Annotated in this window: 14 protein-coding genes; 1 reads left to right on the plus strand and 13 read right to left on the minus strand. The window is 54.5% G+C overall.

Going from position 1 to position 21432, the window contains the following annotated elements:
- Positions 1 to 245: 245 nt before the first annotated feature.
- Complete coding sequence (locus QZ554_RS05290) at positions 246 to 1880, plus strand: THUMP domain-containing protein (protein ID WP_297194825.1); 1635 nt, start codon at positions 246 to 248, stop codon at positions 1878 to 1880.
- Between the two features lie 108 nt (positions 1881 to 1988).
- On the opposite strand, the gene recG is transcribed toward QZ554_RS05290, so the two are convergent.
- From recG to QZ554_RS05355, 13 genes are all read right to left on the minus strand, one after another.
- A complete protein-coding gene (gene recG, locus QZ554_RS05295) occupies positions 1989 to 4082 on the minus strand; it encodes an ATP-dependent DNA helicase RecG (protein WP_297194826.1) in 2094 nt (697 codons plus the stop codon).
- A 7-nt stretch (positions 4083 to 4089) separates the two neighbouring features.
- Positions 4090 to 4800 carry a 2-C-methyl-D-erythritol 4-phosphate cytidylyltransferase gene (locus QZ554_RS05300; protein WP_297194827.1) on the minus strand — a complete coding sequence of 237 codons (711 nt, stop codon included), beginning with the start codon at positions 4798 to 4800 and terminating at the stop codon, positions 4090 to 4092.
- 26 nt (positions 4801 to 4826) lie between these two features.
- Positions 4827 to 5066 (minus strand): exodeoxyribonuclease VII small subunit, encoded by a 240-nt coding sequence (xseB, locus tag QZ554_RS05305; protein WP_297194828.1) that lies wholly within the window; start codon positions 5064 to 5066, stop codon positions 4827 to 4829.
- 230 nt (positions 5067 to 5296) lie between these two features.
- Positions 5297 to 6364, minus strand: a complete 1068-nt coding sequence (locus QZ554_RS05310) for an acyltransferase (protein WP_297194829.1) — start codon at positions 6362 to 6364, stop codon at positions 5297 to 5299.
- A 50-nt stretch (positions 6365 to 6414) separates the two neighbouring features.
- Positions 6415 to 6978, minus strand: a complete 564-nt coding sequence (gene folE / locus QZ554_RS05315) for a GTP cyclohydrolase I FolE (RefSeq protein ID WP_297194830.1) — start codon at positions 6976 to 6978, stop codon at positions 6415 to 6417.
- 11 nt (positions 6979 to 6989) lie between these two features.
- A complete protein-coding gene (locus QZ554_RS05320) occupies positions 6990 to 7517 on the minus strand; it encodes an SPOR domain-containing protein (RefSeq protein WP_297194831.1) in 528 nt (175 codons plus the stop codon).
- 464 nt (positions 7518 to 7981) lie between these two features.
- A complete protein-coding gene (locus QZ554_RS05325; protein WP_297194832.1) occupies positions 7982 to 10045 on the minus strand; it encodes a BT_3928 family protein in 2064 nt (687 codons plus the stop codon).
- 1 nt (position 10046) lies between these two features.
- A complete protein-coding gene (locus QZ554_RS05330) occupies positions 10047 to 10598 on the minus strand; it encodes a DUF1599 domain-containing protein (RefSeq protein WP_297194833.1) in 552 nt (183 codons plus the stop codon).
- Positions 10599 to 10611: 13 nt separating this feature from the next.
- On the minus strand, positions 10612 to 13047 hold the full coding sequence (lon, locus tag QZ554_RS05335; RefSeq protein ID WP_297194834.1) for an endopeptidase La: 2436 nt from the start codon (positions 13045 to 13047) through the stop codon (positions 10612 to 10614).
- 116 nt (positions 13048 to 13163) lie between these two features.
- Positions 13164 to 13664 carry a hypothetical protein gene (locus QZ554_RS05340; RefSeq protein ID WP_297194835.1) on the minus strand — a complete coding sequence of 167 codons (501 nt, stop codon included), beginning with the start codon at positions 13662 to 13664 and terminating at the stop codon, positions 13164 to 13166.
- Positions 13665 to 13683: 19 nt separating this feature from the next.
- Positions 13684 to 14964: a regulatory iron-sulfur-containing complex subunit RicT gene (gene ricT / locus QZ554_RS05345; protein ID WP_297194836.1), complete on the minus strand. Its 1281-nt coding sequence runs from the start codon at positions 14962 to 14964 to the stop codon at positions 13684 to 13686.
- Between the two features lie 771 nt (positions 14965 to 15735).
- Positions 15736 to 18117 (minus strand): TonB-dependent receptor, encoded by a 2382-nt coding sequence (locus QZ554_RS05350; protein ID WP_297194837.1) that lies wholly within the window; start codon positions 18115 to 18117, stop codon positions 15736 to 15738.
- A gap of 738 nt (positions 18118 to 18855) precedes the next feature.
- The coding region (locus QZ554_RS05355; protein WP_297194838.1) for a TrlF family AAA-like ATPase at positions 18856 to 21432 on the minus strand (2577 nt) is incomplete at its 5' end.

The raw sequence follows: 21432 nt of genomic DNA on the forward strand, positions 1-21432 counted from the left end.
TAGCGCACCTGCTTTGGGAGCAGGGGGTCCCAGGTTCGAATCCTGGTATCCCGACGATACACAAGAGAGGTCTGATGTAGCCACTACGTCAGACCTCTCATCGTTTGTATCCACTGGCGAAGGCTTGTTTGTGAGAGCTGTCGTACCTTTGGAGGACAAATAGAGCCAGAGGTGCTGGGTTCAAGCCCCTCTACCAAGTCAAGTAATCACCTCTCCCTCGTGAGTGGAGAGAATGGATAGACAAAATGGAAGAAAATTATAGATTGATCGCAAAGACGCTCCTGTCACTGGAGCCCGTCCTTGCCAAGGAACTAGAGACGCTGGGTGCGACCGACATCGAGGAGGGACGCCGAATGGTCTCCTTCGCAGGTAGCAAGGAGATGCTCTACAAGGCAAACTACCACCTGCGTACGGCTCTGCGTATCCTTCGCCCCATAGCCTCCTTTCACGCTTCATCACCTGATGAGCTGTACGAGGAGCTACGCAGGCTCGACTGGGGACAATGGATGCGCCCTACCGATACCTTCGCCTTCGATACCGTTGTCTATTCGGAGACGTTCACCCACAGCAAGTACGCTGGCTACCGAGCCAAGGACGCTCTAGCGGACTACTTCCGTGAGAAGTACGGCACGAGACCCACGGTGCGTCTAGACAATCCCGACCTACTCTTCCACATCCACATCTCGCATGAGGAGGTAACCCTAGCCCTCGACAGCTCGGGCGAGAGCCTGCACAAGCGTGGCTGGCGCATGGCACAGACCGAGGCTCCGATGAGCGAAGTCCTCGCCGCTGGTATCCTGCTGATGGCAGGCTGGAGCGGGAAGACAGACTTCATCGACCCTATGTGTGGCTCGGGGACACTCCTAGTGGAGGCTGCACTGATCGCTCGTGGGATCGCTCCAGGCTCCTTCCGCAAGCGGGGCTTCGCCTTCCAGCGGTGGAGAGACTACGATGCCGAGCTCTTCGAGCAAATCAAGGCCGACCACACAGCTGAACGCACCTTCGCACACCATATCTACGGCTCCGACAGCTCTATGGAGGCCGTCCAGATAGCACGTCACAACGTCCGTGCAGCAGGTCTCACGGACGATATTACCATCCTGCACCGCTCGATGCAGCAGTGCCCTGCTCCCGAAGCCCCCGCACTCATCGTCACGAACCCGCCCTATGGCGAGCGCCTTCGGATGCGTGATGCCGAGGAGCTCTACAGCATGATCGGGGAGCGACTGAAGCACAACTATGCAGGCTCTACGGCTTGGATCTTGGCTTACCGCCCCGAGCACTTCGACCATATTGGCCTGCGACATAGTGCTCGCCACAAGCTCCTCAACGGGGCTCTGGAGTGTGAGCTACGAGCCTACGAACTCTTCGCAGGCAAGCGGGATGACTTCAAGCGCAGGGATCGGGAGCGAGACCGAGCCTTCCGCCCCGAGCGTCCTAGGGGCGAGCGTAGCGACCGCCCTAGGGGAGAGGGTAGTGCACGTCCTGGGGGAGAACGTAGTGACCGCCCCCGCCGATCCGCCTCCGACCGCCCTCGTAGGGACTGGGAGGAGCGTCCTCGCAGAGATCGTGACGATCGTCCCCGTCGTGACCGAGAGGATCGCCCCAAGAGACGCTATGACTTCGCAGACGAAGGAGCGAGGGAACGCAAGCAAGAAGGGGGTAAGGAGCGCACCTTTGCTCCACGAGATGAGCACAGACGCCCCAAGCGCACCTCCTCGCCTCGCCCCGAGGGCAAGCCTCGTGAAGAACGTGCGGGGCTGTGGCCAAACGACCGCTTCAAGTACCGAGACGAAGAAGGCCGAGAGCGTACCCGCCCCCGCCGCTTCGTCCACCTACAGACCTTCGGCAGCGAAGGCAAGGACAAGGATCAAGACTAGCCAGATACAACGACCGCCGATAGCGTATGATACGCTATCGGCGGTCGTTGTATTAGGCGATGTTTTAGGGAAGAAAGGGGCGTCAGCTTGCTCTGCCCTCCTCCCGCCTCAGGATATTTGGCTCCAGCTAGGACGCTCGTGGTAGAGGGCGTCGAGACGCTGACGTAGGGGCTCGTTCTTCGCTAGGGTAAGGGGGGGATCTTCGGCGAGGATCTCTTCGGCGAGGTCTCGGGTGTACTGCACCATCGCTCCATCTAGGGCGGGGTTGGCGATACGCAGGCTCAGTTGCTGCCCGCTCTGACGTGTACCATCGATCTCCCCAAAGCCCCTCAGACGCATATCTTCCTCGGCGATCTCGAAGCCGTCGTTGGTCTCGACCATGATCGCTATCCGTCGCTTAGCATCCTCACCGAGTTCGTTGCCCGTGAGGAGGATGCAGTAGCTCTGGCTAGCCCCTCGCCCTACTCGTCCTCGGAGCTGGTGTAGCTGTGAGAGTCCGAAGCGATTAGCCCCTTCGATGACCATGACGGAGGCATTGGGGACATTTACCCCAACCTCAATAACTGTCGTAGCGAGCATAATCTCCGCCTCGCCCGAGGCAAAGCGGCGCATCTCCTCGTCCTTCTTCTCAGGCTTCATCTTGCCGTGCACCATCACGATCGTGTACTCGGGGAAACGCTCTCGGTAGCGCACAAGCCCTTCCTCTAGGGCTCGTATCTCCTCCCGTTCGTTCTCCTCGATCATGGGGAAGACGACGTAGGCCTGCCGACCCTCTGCTATCTGTCGCTCGAGGAAGGCATAGACCTCGAAGATATGGCTCTCGGGCTGATGGTACGTCTGGATAGGTTTGCGCCCTGGGGGGAGCTCGTCGATGACGGATATGTCGAGGTCTCCGTAGAGCGTCATCGCCAGCGTCCGTGGGATAGGCGTGGCGCTCATGATGAGGATATGTGGGTGCTGGGACTCGTTCTTCGTCCACAAGCCTGAGCGTTGGACGACCCCGAAGCGATGCTGTTCGTCGATCACAGCGAGCCCTAGGCGGTGGAACTGCACCACAGGCTCTAGCAAGGCATGCGTACCGACGATGATCCGAAGGGAGCCATCACGGAGTCCCTCGTGTAGCTTGGTGCGCTCCCGCTTCTTCGTACTGCCTAGGAGTAGCCCCACCTCTATATCCAGTGGGGCGAGGAGCTCCGTGAGGGAGAGGAAGTGCTGGCGTGCAAGGATCTCCGTCGGAGCCATCATGCAGGCCTGATAGCCATTATCTAGGGCAAGGAGCATAGCGAAGAGTGCCACAAGGGTCTTACCACTGCCCACATCCCCCTGCACCAGTCTATTCATCTGCCGGCCACTGACGACGTCGGTCTGTATCTCACGGATCACCCGCTTCTGCGCCCCTGTTAGGTCAAAGGGTAGGGAGCTGTATAGCCCACGGAAGGCTTCGCCGACACGGGGCAGAGGGAAGCCTGGCGACGTTGCCTTCCGCTCGTTCTTCATCCCGAGGAGACGTAGCTGGATGAAGAAGAGTTCGTCAAACTTCAGACGGCGTCGTGCTGCCTCGAGCTCCGTATTGCCCTCGGGGAAGTGTATCTGCTGGATCGCCGTACTATACGGGATGAGCTGAGCTCGCTGTATGATATGTTCGGGGAGGGTCTCTCGGATCTGGCTACGACAAGCCTCCAATAGGATGTAGAGGAGCTGTCGCATCTGTCGGTTAGCGATGCCTATACGCTTGACCTTCTCGGTGAGCGGGTAGATCGGCATAAGACCTCCGCTGACAGCCTGCTCACGACTCTCCTCGTCCACCTCGGGGTGGTTGATACTGTACGAACCATTGAAGAATACGGGTTTGCCAAAGATGAGATAAGTCTGTCCTACGGGGTAGAGACGCTGGATTGTAGCCAGTGACCGAAACCAAACGAGCTCGATTGTCCCCGTACCATCGGAGAAATACGCTACGAGTCGCTTCTTTCGCCCTTCGCCTACTTCCTTGTAGTCCCTGATATAGCCACGTAGCTGGATGCTGGGCATCTCCCCCCGTAGCTCTCTAATGGTATAGACTCGGGAGCGATCCACATATCGGGTCGGGAAGTAATGTAGGAGGTCAAGGTAGGTGTACAGATCCAGCTCCTCGGCGAGTACCGTGGCTCGCTTCGGGCCAATCCCCGGGAGGTACGTCAGAGGAGTCTGGAAGATGTCCATGCGGGTGCTAAGGCGAAGGGGGGCTCTGCAGGAGTAACTCTGCGAGCTTGAGGTCAAGGCTAGTGGTGAGCTTGATGTTGGTTACCTCTCCTCGCACGAGGCTCACTGCCCCCTTCTCGGCAGCCTCGTAGACGGAGGCATCATCAGTGAAGGAAGGGGAATAGGGGGTCTCGTAGGCAGCTCGTATCCGATCTAGGCGGAAGGTCTGCGGTGTCTGTACGGCGACGTAGCTAGAGCGGTCGATAGCAACACTCTCGGTCTCGGAGGAGCGCCGACGCAGACTATTCGAGATAGGGATCACGGGCAGAGCAGCACCACTTACCTCAGCCGTGGTGAAGCAAGCCTCGATGAGCGAACGGGAAGCAAAGGGTCGGACACCATCATGGATAGCCACGAGGCCACTAGCAGGCAGGCTGGCGAGTCCACTGCGTACCGACTCAAAGCGTGTCGCACCGCCTAGGGCAAGAGTATGAGGGAGGGTGAAGTCATGCTCCCCGCATAGCCTAGCCCACTGTGAGATTTGGTCACGGGGTAGGACTAGGACGATCCGCTCCACAAGACCATAGAAACGCTCTAGGGTGTGCATAAGCACAGGTCGCCCACCTATGGGGAGGAACTGCTTGGGGATATCGCTCTGCATCCGCTCGCCCCTGCCCCCTGCGACGATGACAGCATAGCGGGGGAGCATGGTGGGATGTTGGGGTGTCGTCGTTGCCATAGGGCTGATGAGATTTGTGTTGCCTTTTACTGCTCAGGTGAAGGGCCTTCGGCACTCTGCGCAGCTGGATCTTCTGACAGATGCGCCATCATGGTAGTGAGCTGTTGGTCGGCATGGGTGAGCTTGCTCCGGCAGAACTTTGTCAGTTCTACCGCTTCAGCGACGAGCTTAGTAAGCTCATCCACGTCTGGGCTATCCTGCTCGATATGACGTACGATCGTCTCTAGTCGGGTGACAGCTTCTTTATAGGTTAAGTTTTGCTTCATTGATCTATTGGGATTACTTGTCCCCTACAAATATACAACTCTCCTACGTGCTAGCGAATACCCCGAGGTCTTCACCTCCCGATCCGAAGGTGCTTCGACGACCTCTCCCCACCCCCATATTAGGGGTTGTGGGGAGAGGTCGGTATATCGTGAGGGACAGTCGTAGCCTGCGCAACCTTGAGGCTAGGACTGACGCCGTAGGAGAATGCCTCGGGAGGTCTACCCTTAGGCTACGAAGCTCGTCCACCGCAGAGGATGGAGAGGATCTTAGGGGCAATGCGCGCCAGCACCCAGTAGGCGATGAGCACGGTGACGAGTGTAATACCTGCGACGATGAAGTAGGAGAGGATCATACCTATATCCGTCCCCGAGAGGAAGGCAACACGCCCGACGAGGGAGCGTGCAAACCCAATAATCAGGATCGCATGAGCCGCATATATGAAGAAGACGTACTTGTTCATTCCCTCAAGCCATGCGGTAACCTTCGGAGCTCGTTCCACTAGTGTCGCAAACATCAGTATCCAAGCCACGATTGAGCAGGTTAGGTAGGGAAGCTCCAGCATGTGGTAGTAGCTCTTCGTAAAGAGGCAAGGTAAGACGAACGTCCCGACAGCCCAGACAGCGAAGCTCGGGATAGCTAGCGGCCTGAGCTTGGCTATCGGATCCCACCCCTTCATGGCAAAGAGTGCTCCTATCGAATAGAAGAGTAGCGACCTAGGCTCGGCACCAATGATACGGAAGGGGTCTAGGACGAAGACACAGAGTAGGAAGAGCAGGGGCACGAAGTATCCCCGTGTCACCCTAAGTACAAAGTGGATAACGGGCGAGATGAAGGTCAGGACGATAAGGTCTCGTACGAACCAAAGAGGGTAGTTGATCGGAGCGAACCAAAGGTAGTCAAGGAGCTTAGCCCACTCAAAGTCGAAGGACTCTGTCCTAGGAAGTCCTACATAGGACGCCAGAGACTCTCTCGCTATGGAGATAGGAATGAAGATGAGGTTCCATATTAGATAAGGGACGATGAGCGTCCATACTCGCTTCTTGGTCTCGGAGAGGTAGGTCGAGGTCTGCTCTAGGTTCTTCCCCTTGAAGGCATAGTAGCCCGAGAAGACGAAGAAGGCAGGCACTGCCATACGTGTAAAGACCTCCTTAATAAGAGTAGCTACATACACATAGAGGCTATGATCACTCCCAAGGCTCTCGGGGGGGACAGGCTGCGTGTGGATCAGTATCACCAGCAGTATCAGAGGGAAACGCAGGGAGGTGACTACGGATGAAAAGTGTTTGGATGGGTTCATATTAGAGGTATAAATAGTGATCTGTCCAAGAGAGGGTCGGTGTCCCTCTCCTAACGACCATGGGTGATGAGCTGCATGAACTCCTCACGGGTCTTCGCCTCACGGAAGGCACCAGTAAAGTCGCTGGTCGTCGTCAGGGAGTTCTGCTTCTCCACCCCACGCATCTGCATACACATGTGCTGGGCTTCGATGACAACGATTACCCCAAGAGGATTAAGAGCCTCCTGGATACACTCCTTGATCTGCATCGTCAGACGCTCCTGTACCTGCAGGCGACGGGCGAAGACCTCCACGACACGTGGGAGCTTAGATAGACCCGTGATATAACCGTTGGGGATGTAGCCGATGTGCACCTTCCCGAAGAAGGGGAGCATGTGGTGCTCACAGAGGGAATAGAAGTCAATATCCTTGACGATGACCATCTGCCGGTAGTCTTCCTTGAACATAGCCGATCGGAGGATCTCATGGGGAGACTGGGTCATGCCCTGGGTGAGGAAGCGCATAGCCTTCCCCACACGCTCGGGGGTCTTTATGAGGCCTTCGCGCTGGGGGTCTTCACCTAGTAGGGATAGGATCTTGGAGTAATGGTACTGGAGCTCTTCGTCTTTTGTCATTGAGAGGTAGGTTAGTCTTCCGAGGTATTGGGTTCTGTATAATTGAGGATACGCACCTTGTCTCGCACGACATAGGATTCGCGTGCCCAAGAGGGGAGGATGGAGACAAGGCGTGCTCGGGCTTGTGTGGCTTCCTCCCGTGTGGCAAAGTTGCCTACGGCTAGACGCCAGAAGGGAGCCTTATAGGTGATGTAGCTGCTCATTGAGGGAGCTATCTGACGCAGCTTCTCGGCACGTGCATAGGCTTCGGCCTTGGCACCAGAACGGTTGCTGTTGAACATTTGCACCCGATAGCCCATGAGCAGGGTATAGTTGCCCTCACGACCGAGGACTGCGCCCGAATTGGGAGCACCTACGAGCCTGCGTAGCTCGGGGGCTTGGTTGATAGTGACCACCCCTTCGCCGGGGGCTGTGGTCTCGAGTGCCTCGAGGATGTTCCGAGAGGTCTGCTTGGCAGGGGTCGCCTGTGCCGAGGCAACTTGTATCCCGATCACGAGCAAAAGTGAAAGGAATAAGAGGTGTCTATAGAGTCGCTTCATCACTTATCTTATTTACGTCTGTAAGTGCAAAGATACTTTAAGTAGAGTTAATGTTCCCCCTTCCTCCCCTCCGAAGGCTTGGGATTGTCCCCCTCGCCACCCCTCCCGAGGTTAGCTCTCCCCCCTTCCGAAGGCGGCCCCATACGCACCTCTAGGACACCACCAGCCCTCAGCCCAAGGCTACACACCTCTACTCCCAAAGCAAGACAGCACCTCCTGCCAAGGTGGTACCATAACCCCAGCCGAGGTAGCCCCGTAACCTTCAAAGAGCTTTCCCTGCTACCTCTTGAGGGGTTTGCCCATAACCTCCAATGGGGTATTCCCCTCGACTAAAAGCGGGTATCAGGCAAAGGCTAGGAGGAGAAGAATTGGGCCAAAAAGAAGGGGGCTACACGATCTGCCGTGCAGATTGTGTAGCCCCCTTCGGAATAGTAAGGGAAGAGCCCCGAGGCTCGTGTCCTAGATTAGTGGAAGGCTTCGATGATAGGAAGGAACTTCTCTACGCTAAGGGAAGCACCACCGATTAGACCGCCATCTACGTCAGGCTGAGCGAAGAGTTCTTCGGCGTTGCTAGCGTTGCAGCTCCCACCATAGAGGATCGTACAGTCGTCAGCGATTGTTTCGCCATACTTCTTGACGATGAGTTGGCGGATATGGGCATGGATTTCCTGAGCTTGAGCAGAGGAAGCCGTAAGACCGGTACCGATGGCCCACACAGGTTCGTAGGCGAGGATTACCTTGCTGAAGTCTTCGGGTGACAGGGAGAAGACCGTACCAGCTAGCTGTTCTTCTACGACCTGGAAGTGCTTGCCAGCCTCACGCTCTTCCTTCACTTCGCCGATGCAGAAGATAGGGGTAAGTCCGTTGGCAAGTGCTAGGCGCACCTTCTCGGTTAGGATGGCATTGTCTTCGCCGTAGTAAGCTCTACGTTCGGAGTGACCTAGGATCACATAGCGAGCACCCGTAGAGGCAACCATAGCGGCAGAGACCTCACCCGTGTAAGCACCCTCTGCCTTATCTGCGCAGTTCTCAGCAGCGATACCGATGGGGCTTCCTTCGGCAAGGCTTGCTACCGTTGCTAGGTGAATGAAGGGCGCACCGATGATAACATCGCAGTGCAGGGTCTTCACAGAGAGCGCAGACTTTAGCTCGCTAATGAAGGCAGTACCCTCCTGAAGGGTCTTGTTCATCTTCCAGTTGCCAGCGACAATGTTCTTTCTCATTGATCTTTTTCGTTTATATGGATAATGTATACGTTTCTTGAGGTAGAGCGTCAGGTGAAGCTTCCTCGCCCAGAAGCGAAGGAAGCCGAGGATAAGGAGTGCCCCCCATGCCAGCAAGAGATAGGTACATGCCAGCGAAGGAGCGGGGGCGATATAGTTGGGCTCTCTAAGGTGGTGCAGGTAGCGTGAGACCTCCTCCACCGTGGGGAAGTCCGTGAAGGATCGCTTGTCAATGATCTTGCCCCCACGCAGGACGACCAGCCCAGGGTAGGCTCGTATCATCGTACGGATGGGCGTGGCATCCATCAGCAGCATTGGGTAGCTTGCTCCGGTGAGGTATCGCCAGTCAGCGATCTCTTGGGCTGAGGAAGCGGTCAAGCCGTAGAAGCGATACCCCATCGACAGACTCTGCGTATAGAGTTCGCTGATCTCGTCGATACTTCCCTCACTAGCACGATTCCAGTGCGGAGCAAGAAGTAGTAGCGTCACCCCTGGGTCTGCGAGGAGCTCTTCGGCGAAGGGGTTGCCCAGGCTATCCATAGGAGTGAAGTCATACTTCGCCTTGTATTTGGCGAGCGTGGCATCCTCTTGCACCTTAACGAAGCGCCAAGAAGAATCAGGAATAGCCTCGGGGGTGAAGGCTTGCTCCTGCCCCCCTCGCTCGTAGATGTAGCGGGTAGTAGCAAGCAAACCTGCCTGCAGGGTAGAGTCTTCCCTTGCCATCTCCGCCCTTAGATCCGTCCCCACACGATAGGGGCGGAAGTCCACGAGGGGCAAGTGGCGGTAGTTCTGCACCATGAAGACCACGATCCCCACGACAGCAAGCACAGCGACAAGCCAGCGCTCCCGCCTCGAGAAGAGATGTCTCAACGAACGTGCATCACGCAGGACAAGGTAAGATAGGGGAAGGAGGACAATGTTCTTCAGTAAGGTCTCAAAGTGCGTCAGGTGGATCGCATCCCCGAAGCATCCGCAGTCGCTCACCGGATCGGCAAAGAGCGAATACAGGGAGATGAATGTCATCCCTGCGAAGAAAGCTACAGAAAGGCGTGCCGAGAGCTTCCGATAGATCCCCATCAGCAGGAAGGCTCCAAGTAAGAACTCCCCTGCACAGAGTACAAAGGAGAGCGTGAGGGAGATCATCCCACTCCATGCCCAGCGCTCATCCAGGATCGGCGCAAGGTATTCCCCGATCTTCAGCGCAGAGCCTACGGGGTCAATAGCCTTGAGCAAGCCTGAGACAATGAGGACAACTCCCGTGAGGACACGGGCTGTCTCTGCAGCGATGAGTCGTAGGCTGATCACGTTAGTTCTCCGAGAGCTTGACGAGGCAGAAGAGGGCGTAGTTCACCATGTCCTTGTAGTTCGCATCAATGCCTTCGGAGACGAAGGTTTCACCCTTATGATCTTCGATTTGCTTGGTGCGGTAGACCTTGGAGAGGATAAGATCGACCATAGAGGAGAGCCGCATATTGCGCCAAGCCTCCCCGTAGTCGTGGTTCTTAGCTAGCAGGAGCTGGAGCGTAGCCTCTGCGAAGCGATCATAGAAGGACAATGCCTGAGCAGCATTGAGGTCGGGACGGCTAACCGCCCCCAGTTCTAGCTGGATCATCCCGATGATGCCATAGTTGACGATGCCGACGAACTCGGCGTCTATCCCTTCCTGAATGTGTGCTTCACCTCGGGTCTGGATGCTGCGTATACGTTCGGCCTTGATGTAGATCTGATCTGTGAGCGACTCTGGGCGTAGGATGCGCCACGCCGCACCGTAGTCGTGGAGCTTCATCTCGAAGAGGCTTCGACATAGCTCCAGTACGGCGCGGCATTCGCTCTCAGTGCGTAGCTCTTGCTCTGACATGAGTAGTGTTTTTCTATTTGTTAGGCTCGCCTACCCGTTCGTCGAGTAGGGCGAAGGAGAGGACTTCGCTGATCTCATCTACGTAGTGGAAGGTGAGACCATCTAGGTACCTCTCGTTGATCTCTAGGATATCCTTCTCATTCTCACGGCAGAGGATGATGTCGGTGATCCCGGAGCGTTTAGCGGCTAGGATCTTCTCCTTGATACCGCCTACGGGGAGGACCTTTCCACGCAGGGTGATCTCACCCGTCATGGCTAGGTGGGGGCGTACCTTGCGTCGGGTGATAGCCGACACAAGGGAGGTAACCATCGTGATCCCTGCGCTGGGGCCATCCTTGGGGATAGCTCCCTCGGGCACGTGGATATGGATCTCTCTGTCCTTGAGCTGCTCGAGGTCAATGCCGAGCTGCTCAGCGTGGGCACGGATGTAGCTAAGTGCGATGGTCGCAGATTCCTTCATCACGTCACCTAGGCTACCGGTCAGGATCAGCTTGCCGTTCTGTCCTGGCTGTAGACTACTCTCGATAAAGAGGATCTCACCACCTACACTAGTCCAAGCGAGACCAATGACGACACCTGGATACTCGTTGCCCTGATAGCGGTCACGCGAATAGATAGTCTTACCGAGGTACTCGTGTATGAGCTCGGGAGTGATCTCCTCGGGGAGAGGGTCACCCGAAGCGACCGCCCAAGCGATCTTACGTAGCACGGCTGCTATCTTCTTCGTGAGGGCACGTACACCGCTCTCACGTGTGTACTCCTCGATGATGGTCTCTAGGGCACCTGGGGCAAAGCGTAGAGGGTACTCCGAGAGGCCGTGCTCCTTAGCCTCCTTAGGCAGGAGGTGCTGCTCGGCGATACGAAGCTTCTCCTCGGCGATATAGCCGCTGACCTCGATGAGCTCCATTCGGTCACGCAGAGCCTGAGGAATGGTCGAGATGTTGTTGGCCGTAGCTATGAAGAGGACCTTGCTGAGGTCGTAGTCGATGTCGAGGTAGTTGTCGTGGAAGGTGGTGTTCTGCTCAGGGTCAAGCACCTCAAGCAAAGCCGAAGCGGGATCCCCCTTGTAGTCGCTGGAGAGCTTGTCGATCTCATCGAGTACAAAGACGGGATTGGACGTACCAGCCTTCTGCAGGCTCTGTATGATACGTCCGCTCATAGCCCCGATGTAGGTACGGCGGTGTCCACGGATCTCGGCCTCGTCATGTACCCCACCGAGGGAGATACGGACATACTTACGCCCGAGGCTCTCGGCGATACTACGGCCGAGGGAGGTCTTACCCACCCCTGGAGGGCCATAGAGGCAGAGGATGGGTGACTTCATGTCGCCCTTGAGCTTGAGCACGGCTAGGTGCTCTAGGATACGCTCCTTCACACGCTCTAGCCCGTAGTGCTCACGGTCAAGCGTCTCCTGTGCCTGCTTGAGGTCAAAGTTATCTGTGCTGTATACACCCCAGGGCAGGTCTACGATCGTGCGTAGGTACTGCATCTGGATGGAGTAGTCGGGGCTCTGAGGGTTGAGACGCTCGGCCTTGCGCAGCTCCTTCTCGAAGGTCGCAGCGACGGCCTTATCCCAGTTCTTCTTCTCGCCTGCCTTGCGTAGCTCCTCGAGTTCCTCTTCGCTGTTATTCCCTCCGCCGAGCTCCTCCTGGATGGTGCGCATCTGCTGCTGGAGGAAGTACTCCCTCTGCTGCTGATCCATCTCCTGACGAGTCTTGCGCAGGATCTCGTCCTTGATGTCGGCCTCCTCGATCTGTCCGTGCAGACCCGAGAGAGCGAGTACACCACGGTCGTTGAGTGTGACGGCCGAGAGTGCCTCCTGACGACGCTCGATGGAGAGGTCGATGAGGTTGGCGGCGAGGTTGATGATATAGGCCTTGTTCTTGATCCCACGGATCGTGTCCATGAAGCCAGCTGGAGCCCCTGGGGAGAGTTTCTCCAGCAGGAGGATGAGGCGGTCATGAATAAGGCTCACGAGGGCGTCAAACTCCCTGTCGGAGGCACCCCCACGCTCCTCCTCGGGGACGAGCGTGTAGCGTCCAGCTAGATAGGGGTCGCTCTGAGTCAGCTCCCTGAGCTCGAAGCGCTGGCGACCCCTTAGGATCGCAGAGAGCTCACCCGAGGGCAGCTCAATGATCTGCGTGACCTCGACGATGGTCCCCATAGGGTAGAGGTCGTCTAGGGTAGGATCCTCGACGGCAGCGTCACGCTGGGCGATGACACCGAAGCATTTATTCTCCTTCTCTGCCTGACGGATGACCTCTACGGACTTCTTACGTCCGACGAGGATGGGGACTAGGGTACCAGGATAGATGACTATATTGCGTAGGGCGATCAAGGGGAGCTCCTCGGAGAGTTCCTCCGCTGAGAGAGCGAAGGATTCGCCCTCGTTGTAGGTCGCTAGTACGGGTATAGGGACAGCTGGAGTCTTACCCTCTGATCCTGCCATTTCGTCAGATTTCTTCTTTTTGCTCATTATATCGTTGCGGTGAGACGGGTCGAGAGTGCGACCAAGGAGGACTGCTCCTCGGCTACCCCATCACCCCTCTCGGTGATATGTCTTAATTAATTCGTTTTCGGCCGCTCCTTCATCCCCACACCTACTGCGGAGACCCCAGTGAGGGTCACACGCCCCAGAGGCGTTAGGCGAAGATAGAAGAGACCAGTATAGGGCATCTGCAAAGGCCGTGCCAATCCCGCCTTGTACTCGTGGAAGACTGTACCCGGGCGTAGCCACACCTCGGGCTGGTCAGCTAGGCGGAAGCGCAATGTGTCGGTATAGTACGTACTGTTGCCTCGCTGCAGCTCTGCGAGCAGGGCGAGCTCAGTCTTCTCGATACGACTATCTAGGCGTAGAGCGATCTGGATCTGATAGAGGCTCTCTCGATCGGGGAAGAGGAGCTGGAAGCGGATGCTCGTATTGCCCTGCCACACTCCCTTCGGCATATCGTAGAAGGCATAGTAGTCCCCCTCCTCTGTGTTCTGATAGCACCCCCCGCTCCCTATCCAGACAGATAGGAAGAGAAGCACTCGAGTGAGGTGGCGTGCGAGGGTTCGTAGTCTCATCGTCGTACAAGGGCTTGGGTCAAGCTTCTTTCTCTTCTTTGCGCTCCTTGGCTGGGCTGGGGCTAGGTGCTCCCTCGGCTCGCCGAGTGCGTGGGCTGCGGAACTGGCGCACCTCGTGCCGTGGCTCAGTGCGCTCACCTCGTGCCTCCGTGCGGTCGCCTCGAGAGGCCTCCCGTCGGCCACCCTCGTGGTGACGTGGACGATCACCTCCCCGACGTCCCTTGCGCCCGCCGTCAAAGCGGGTAAGGCTGTTATCAGCGAGTATATCTCGTGTCTGCGAGCTCGAGCGGTGTCCCTCAGAGCTCTGCTCTAGGGTCTCGGGGCGCTCGCCCTTCTTGTTCTGTGCGATGACCTCAAAGGCTCGTTCGGCAGAGATCGTCACCAGATGTACCGGGGCATTACGTACCGTGCTATAGGTGACCTGTCGCTGGAAGTGGTCGGTCTTGAAGTGGTAATAGCTCCCAGAGCGAGTCTCTAGGATGATCTCTCGGTCGGGAAGGCTACGCTGCGCCTCGGCATAGGCATTGACCTCGAAGTTCATACAGCACTTGATCTTACCACACATCCCCGTGAGCTTCTGTGGGTTCATCGTCACATCCTGCACTCGGGCGGCACTCGTGCTGACCGAGGAGAAGGTGGACATCCAGCGTGAGCAGCATAGCTCCTGCCCGCAGGGGCCGATCCCCCCGATGCGTCCAGCCTCCTGACGAGCACCGATCTGCTTCATCTCGATGCGTACGTGGAAGGTATCGGCTAGGACACGGATGAGCTGGCGGAAGTCTACACGTCCATCGGCGATGTAGTAGAAGATAGCCTTGTTGCCATCCCCCTGATACTCCACATCTCCGATCTTCATCTCCAGCCCTAGGCCTGCTGCTATCTGACGAGCCTGTATCATCGTCGGCTCCTCTCGGCGCTTGGCTTCCTCCCAGCGCTCGATGTCGCTGGCTCTAGCTATGCGATAGACGTGCATCCACTCGCCCTTGTCGGGGTGGTAGCGGTGGCTCTTCATCGCCAGCTCGGCCATCTTACCCGTGAGGGTCACCTGACCGATGTCGTGCCCTATGGAGGAGCCGACGGCGACGATATCGCCTTTGTATAGCTCGATCTTCTCGCTATTGATGTAGTATCCCTTGCGGGTATTCTTGAATTGCACCTCGACGAGGTCGGAGCTCTGCAGAGACTCAGGTATATCGCTCAGCCAGTCGTAGGTACTCATTGGGTTCCTACTACAGCCTTCGCATCCCCCTGGGCTCATCGCACAGCAACCCATGTTCGCCGTTGTGGTCTTGTAGTCCATCGAATGTCACGTATTGGCGGTAGGGGGCGACTGCTCGCTCCTACCTATATATTATATCAGCGAGGGGTGGGCAAGCTCCTGCTAGGAGCACCTCTCCTCACCTACCGAACAGCGTCTAGGCCTACCCTCCTATCCCCACCCTATCGCCCTCTTCATAAAGGGGATCATCACCCCTCTACTGATGAGGGGAACGGTGTATCAAGCGTGGTGGTGGAAAGTATAGGCATACAACGTCCAGCAAAGGTACTGAAATTTACGTCCCCCACCCCCTCTTCTAACCGCCATAGCCGACGCATGAACTCTTTTACTAGCCCCTCCCTCTTTGGCTCCCTCGGAGTAACATTTCATCCTCTTAGGAGTCTTCGCCGTATCTCTTTGGTGTACTTAGGAGTTAGCCCCGAGAAACGGACATACGGGAGAGCCTCACAGAGGACATACCGAGAGCGATGTTGTGTACACGCGTGTATACAAATGTGTACACGTGGGTATACAGTTGTGTACACACGTGTACACTCTTCCCCCCTAGGTAGCACCTATACATCTCGTACGACTATACTTAGGAGGCAGATACGCTTCGGTATATGCCCCCTCGACGACTGTGCCCTCGACCTCTAGGCGCCTTAGCCCTCCTCTACTACCGACTGGCAGGGAGGAACATAAGCACCTAGAGACCGAGGGCCGAGGCAAATAATCAGCCCTCCCCTACTCGCCTCATCTAAAGAGACGGAAAGGGGAGGGCTGATAGCAGGGGGAGACGAGAGCTAGAGCCGACTAAATCTTAACGATCAGCCCCAGAGTCGGGAGTACAAGCTTGCTGTAGTAGTCTAGCTTCCGGAGCTGATGACGGCTGGGATCGGTGGGGTCATCCATCACACGACCCGAAGTATCGAGGTTGGTATAGATCGGGGCACTGACCGAACTGCTCAGATAGGCATTCTGTATATCGACGTAGAGGTTGAGCATCCAGTGCTTGAAGTAGAACTCCTTGTCGAGGCGCAGGTCGAGCTGGTGCTTGTCGGGCAGTCTCAGCGTATTGAAGCGTTCGTAGTCCGGATAGGCACGATGTGTGACAGCCCAAGCGTCTTTATTTGTCGATAGCTCCATATCAATCGGGGTATAGGGTGCTCCACCGATGTAGCGCCAGCGTGCCGAGAGGAACCAGCTCTTGCCCAGACGATAGCTCACTAGGAGGTTGAGCATCTGCCTCGTATCCCATGACGAAGGGCGGTAGATGCCAGCTAGGTCAGTAAACTCGCTCCTAAACATCGTGTAGGTGGCCGTCGCAGAGAGCTGATGCCAAGGCATCAGGCGGGCTACGACCTCTACGCCATAGGCTCGACCTAGCCCCTTAGACAGAACGGACTCATCCCCTACCTGTCCGTAGTCCGTACCCTTGCTGGCTAGGCTCACCCCCTCTCGCTCAGAGATCGGGTAGCCACTGTAGGACTTATAGAAGCCCTCTGCCGAGAAGCGAAGGTAATCGCCTGGGTGGTACTCCGCCCCGAGCACGGCTTGGTTCGACATGATGTAGCGTAGACGCTCCTTGTTCACATAGCTCCCGTCCGAGGCTCGGTAGCCCATGGTCGTGTAGGAGGGTTGCATGGCATAGCGTCCGAGGTTCGCATTTAGGTCGATATCATCCGTTAGGGCAAACGAAGCCGAGAAGCGTGGTGATAGCTGGGGGAGAGGGTTGCACATCGTGGAGTTGAGCGTATTGCCCACGAGATTGACCCCGAGCGAGAGCTTGAGCCTCTGGTTTAGGTATTCGTCCGATGCCTGAGCAAAGGCCGAGTAGGCGAAGAGCTTGACACGGGCATCATACGAGACGGGCACGATACGCCCCGACTGGTATATGAGCCTCTCGGCATCGTTGCTATAGTCAGCGTAGCGGAGACCAGCCCCGAAGCTGAGCTTGAAGGGTAGCCCCGTGTACATACGCTCGTAGCGTAGCTTGTTCTCCGTCTCATCAGACTGATACTCCGAGAGCTTGCCCTGAGCAGGGTCGTTGCCCTGATACTTCACACCACCATTGCGTAGCATATTGCGGCTAAGCATCCAGCTATCCACATGCCCCCTGCCATAGTGCTTGTAGACAGCGCCGATTGTGTAGTTCCACTGCTTGTACTCGGGGAGATAGCTCAGGATATACCGCTGTACCTCTGTACCCGTGGTCTGGAGCTGGCTGTTCAGGCGCATATTATCGATCGCCCCAATAGCCAGGATAGATAGCTCATTGTGTGGATCGAAGCGATACTTATACTTGAGCTGGAAGTCGTTGTAGGTCGGGAGGAAGGGTAGCTTAATGGCCTTGAAGAGCCACTGCAGGTAGGACTGACGAGCCGACACGATGATGGACGACTTACGTCCCAGTGGCCCCTCTAGGGTGAGGGCAGCATCGGAGGCACCAACCGATGCCTTGACGTGCATGCGGTCTGTATCCCCGTCACGCTGCTTGATCTCCATCACGGAGCTTAGTGCATTGGTTCGACTTGCAGGGAAAGCACCCGTATAGAAGTTGATCTCTCGGACAAAGTCCGGGTTAATCATCCCCACGCCCCCACCCGAGGCACCCTGTGTAGCGAAGTGATTGATCACGGGGATCTCGATACCATCTAGGTAAAAGACATTCTCCGAAGGCCCCCCACCACGCACGATCAGGTCATTGCGATTAGGGTCTGTTGCCCCGACACCAGGCAGTGTCTGCACGAGCTTCGAGACATCTCTATTGGATCCTGCACTCTTCTCGATCTGCTTGATGCCGAGTGTCTGGATAGAGAGTGGACTCTCGGCTCGCTTGAGGAGTCTATCGGGACGGATAAGCACCTCGGCTAGGCTGGTTGAGGTCTCGTTCAAGGCGATGTCAATAAAGCTCGTTTGGTTACCGAGGACGTGGACTTCCGAGGAAATCGTCGTCTCGTACCCGAGCATACTCACCACGAGGCGGACGAAGCCCGGCTGAACGCTGGGGATAGTGAAGCGCCCAAGCGAGTCCGTTGTCGCTCCTTGGGTCGTACCCTGCACTCGTACGGTGGCGAACTCTAGGGGATCGTGACTTGTCGCACTATATACCTGTCCTTTGATTGTTCCTTGCTGTGCGAGGAGTGTCGTTGTGGAGAGCACTAGAGCCAGCAAGGCGTAGTATAACCTTATCATTTCATTTTTCAATTTATGCACACGACCTACCGACACACACAGAGTATACCGAGGCCTACTATTGGGAGGGCTATAGATGGGCGCACTACACCCATAGCCTATCGAGCGTCCAAGCTGTACCTAACTGCTACGCTCCTCTCGCATCGTTACCTATATGTGAGGGAGACCAGTGACTATGCTATAGCTTAGTGTATAAAGGTACAACTATATTCACATCTCTCCCCCCACACACATTGCCTATCGCCCTCAGAACGACCCCAATACGCCATGACCAAGCCGAGCCCAACAACGACAAACCCCTCCCCTAGGCTCAATGCCGAGCCCAAAGGGAAGGGGATTGTCTTATCATTAGGATAGAGAGGAGAATACTCCTCTATATCCTCCATTAGGAGCTATGGAGTCTACTTAGGAGGGACGCTGTAGACGACACCTGCTCTGAGGGAGATCAAGAAGAACCAAACAACGGAGATTCGACAATGTCCAAATGGCTCGGTTGCATCGCTGATGCTCATCATCTCTCACACTTCCATAGTGAGGGTAGAGGGATATATCATGGACTATCGGCCAAGGTACTCCAAGTCTAACACTGGTTGGGAATCGTGTTCTTAGTAAACGCTCAGAAGCAGAACAGAGAGCGAGATAGTGGAACCCCGTCCACAGAATGGCCATTGCCATGCAAACACATTGAGAAGTCAGCCCTCTCTACTTATTAGGAAGGCATTCAAAAGCTTTAAACACCTATTTCTTAAATCCATACTTCTGCTCCCTTTTCTCAAATGCACTCTTTCCACCTTCTAATATATCGCAGATATGCTCACGGATGCTGTGTTCGCCTAAGGTTCCTTGATTAGATGTTGTCTGAGGCTTTGTGTCTTCTAGTGCCCCATTTATATATTGGAATTTGGCATCACCTGCATTCGGAGCATTCACTCCGTGCTGATTCGCAACGATTATATTCTCTGCATCAGCACCTACCACGATATTAGGATTATGGGTGACTAGTATTATCTGTCGCTCTTTCTTCTTCTTTTTAAGATACTCTACCAGTTCTTTATATATAGCCCTATTGTCGAGACTATCTTCAGGCTGGTCAATAAGTATTGGACATTTCTTATCGCTAAAATCTAAGAGTAGTTTCAGAATAACGAAGGCTTGCTTCCCCTCTGACATCTGTGTGAATGAATCATTCTGGTATGTAAGAGAGTAGTCTAATCGATACCAACCTCTAGATAGGAAGTCCATCGCTACGCTTTCCGGGGTATAACCACCCTTTAGCTGTATTTCTGAGGAAAGAAGACCGTCCAAGAAAACACGTACAGATACTTCCGTTTCACTGCCGTATTGCTGGGGGAAATCTTGCACATATCTTTGCCGTTCATTCCCTTTTAGATTTAATCTTGCCTCTAAGAAGTCCCTCATATCACCTTGAATAAGGGTATACTGAATGGATATTTTAAGATCATCACAATCCAGTGATAGACCGTTGCAAATCTCGGTGGCACTCTCTTTAAACGAGAGGTGTTGCTCAACCACCCTGCCTATCAGAGTCTCTTGTTCTTCCTTTAGCTCCTTAAGTTGCGATTGAAGTTCTCTTCTAACTTGAAGCTTCTTTTCTTCCTCATCAAGTTTGCTAAGAACATCTCGTAACTCTTTATTTTCTTCCAAGCAACGCAACCCTTTTTGGTAGATCTCAGAGTTTTGAAGGAACTGAAGTTCTTTGTAAATATCTTCTTTGGCTTTTATCGTTCTGCGGATGAGCCCATCAACAATACCTATCCATTCTTTATCTGTTCGACTATGCAAGCCGTCAAACATTCGATTGGCCTCGTAGTGATTAAGTTGGAAAGATAACCTGTTGATGCCCTCTCTTTCTTTAAACCCAGGAGCAAATAGGGTTAGCATAGCTAATCGATTCAGAATCTCTAAGTCTCTATCTGCACTAGCAATGCACTTAGTATGACTTTCTACCTTTCGTAGGTATACCTCATATTGATTTTGCTCTTCTAGCGTAAGCTTTCCACTTTTTTGTAGTTCAGCAGCCTTATCGCGAAGTAAGACCAATTGCTGCTCAATACCTTCTACCGCCCCTTTTTCTATCAAATCCTGGCGTAAGGAATGATGCTTCTTCTGGATCTGAAAGATTGACTGTATATCTCTCTTGATTGCCCTAGATGCTTTTTCTATTTGGGCTTCATACTTCCTCAAGAGCCCACTCTGATCTTTATTCCTTACAACTCTCTTTATGATTTCATTTCTCTTCTCTACATCTCGAGCAATATCATGCATGTAACCTTGGCAAAAGTATTCAATCTCTCTATTAGACTGATCATTACCATCCTGCCATCGAATAGATACTCTTTTAAGATGTTCCTTAATAAAGTCACTGCTTCCTATATCTTGATTACCATGCTTGGCTGCAATCGCTTTCAATAGAGAGGACTTTCCTGTGGAGCGTCCTCCTATAATCGTATTCAGATTAGGATTGAGGGATATCCTCCCAACCCAGAAGCTTGGTTCAGCTAGATCAATATAATCAATTACTTGGTAAACATTCTTATCCTCAGGTTTTTCCCTTTGGACTTTCATCCGCTCCTCTGGCTCGAATAGGATTTGCTTTAGCCCCTCGAATGTTGTATTAGCCTTGATCCACGTGCTACAGTTACCCAGTCGATCCTTATTTTCAGAATCTGCAAACGAATGAGCATCACTACAGTCTAACAATAAGTCATTGACGCACTGCTCAGACAACTTATTCCTAGATTTATTATATGCTTCAACATTCTCAGCGGCCGTAAAAACAAGATTGGCGTTGTTGATGATTGTTTTCTTCTCGGCGATGGAACTGTCATCCCATTTCAAATCATCCCACTCAGTTTTTCCGATAGCCGTAATATACATTCCTTCGAACATATGCGCATTAGATAGGGCATCTTCAATATTTGAAACCTCAAGATTGAGGTTATTGAACCCTTCCTCCAAGGGAGATGAATATTTCGAACGTTCGTTCTCTGGGACGGAATCAATAATACGCCGCCCGAGTTCAGCAAGGCTTTCTCGTGTAACTACACCACTCCAGTTTCCTTCTTGCCCTGGAGTGAGTTGGTATTTCGCTGTCAGAGCGCTCAAGAACTGATCTTGGATCTGATCTGCGGACAACTCATCTGAGAATATGACATGATAGTTTATTCTCTTGAACTGCTTATGGCCACAAAATCTTGCCAAACGAAGCTCGATAACAGGCAAGATCAAATCAATATTCTTCAGTCTACCCTTTTGTCTGTATTCAAGACCCTTTCGATAGCCATCAATAAAGAT

Source organism: uncultured Porphyromonas sp. (assembly GCF_915070105.1).
Taxonomy (GTDB): domain Bacteria; phylum Bacteroidota; class Bacteroidia; order Bacteroidales; family Porphyromonadaceae; genus Porphyromonas.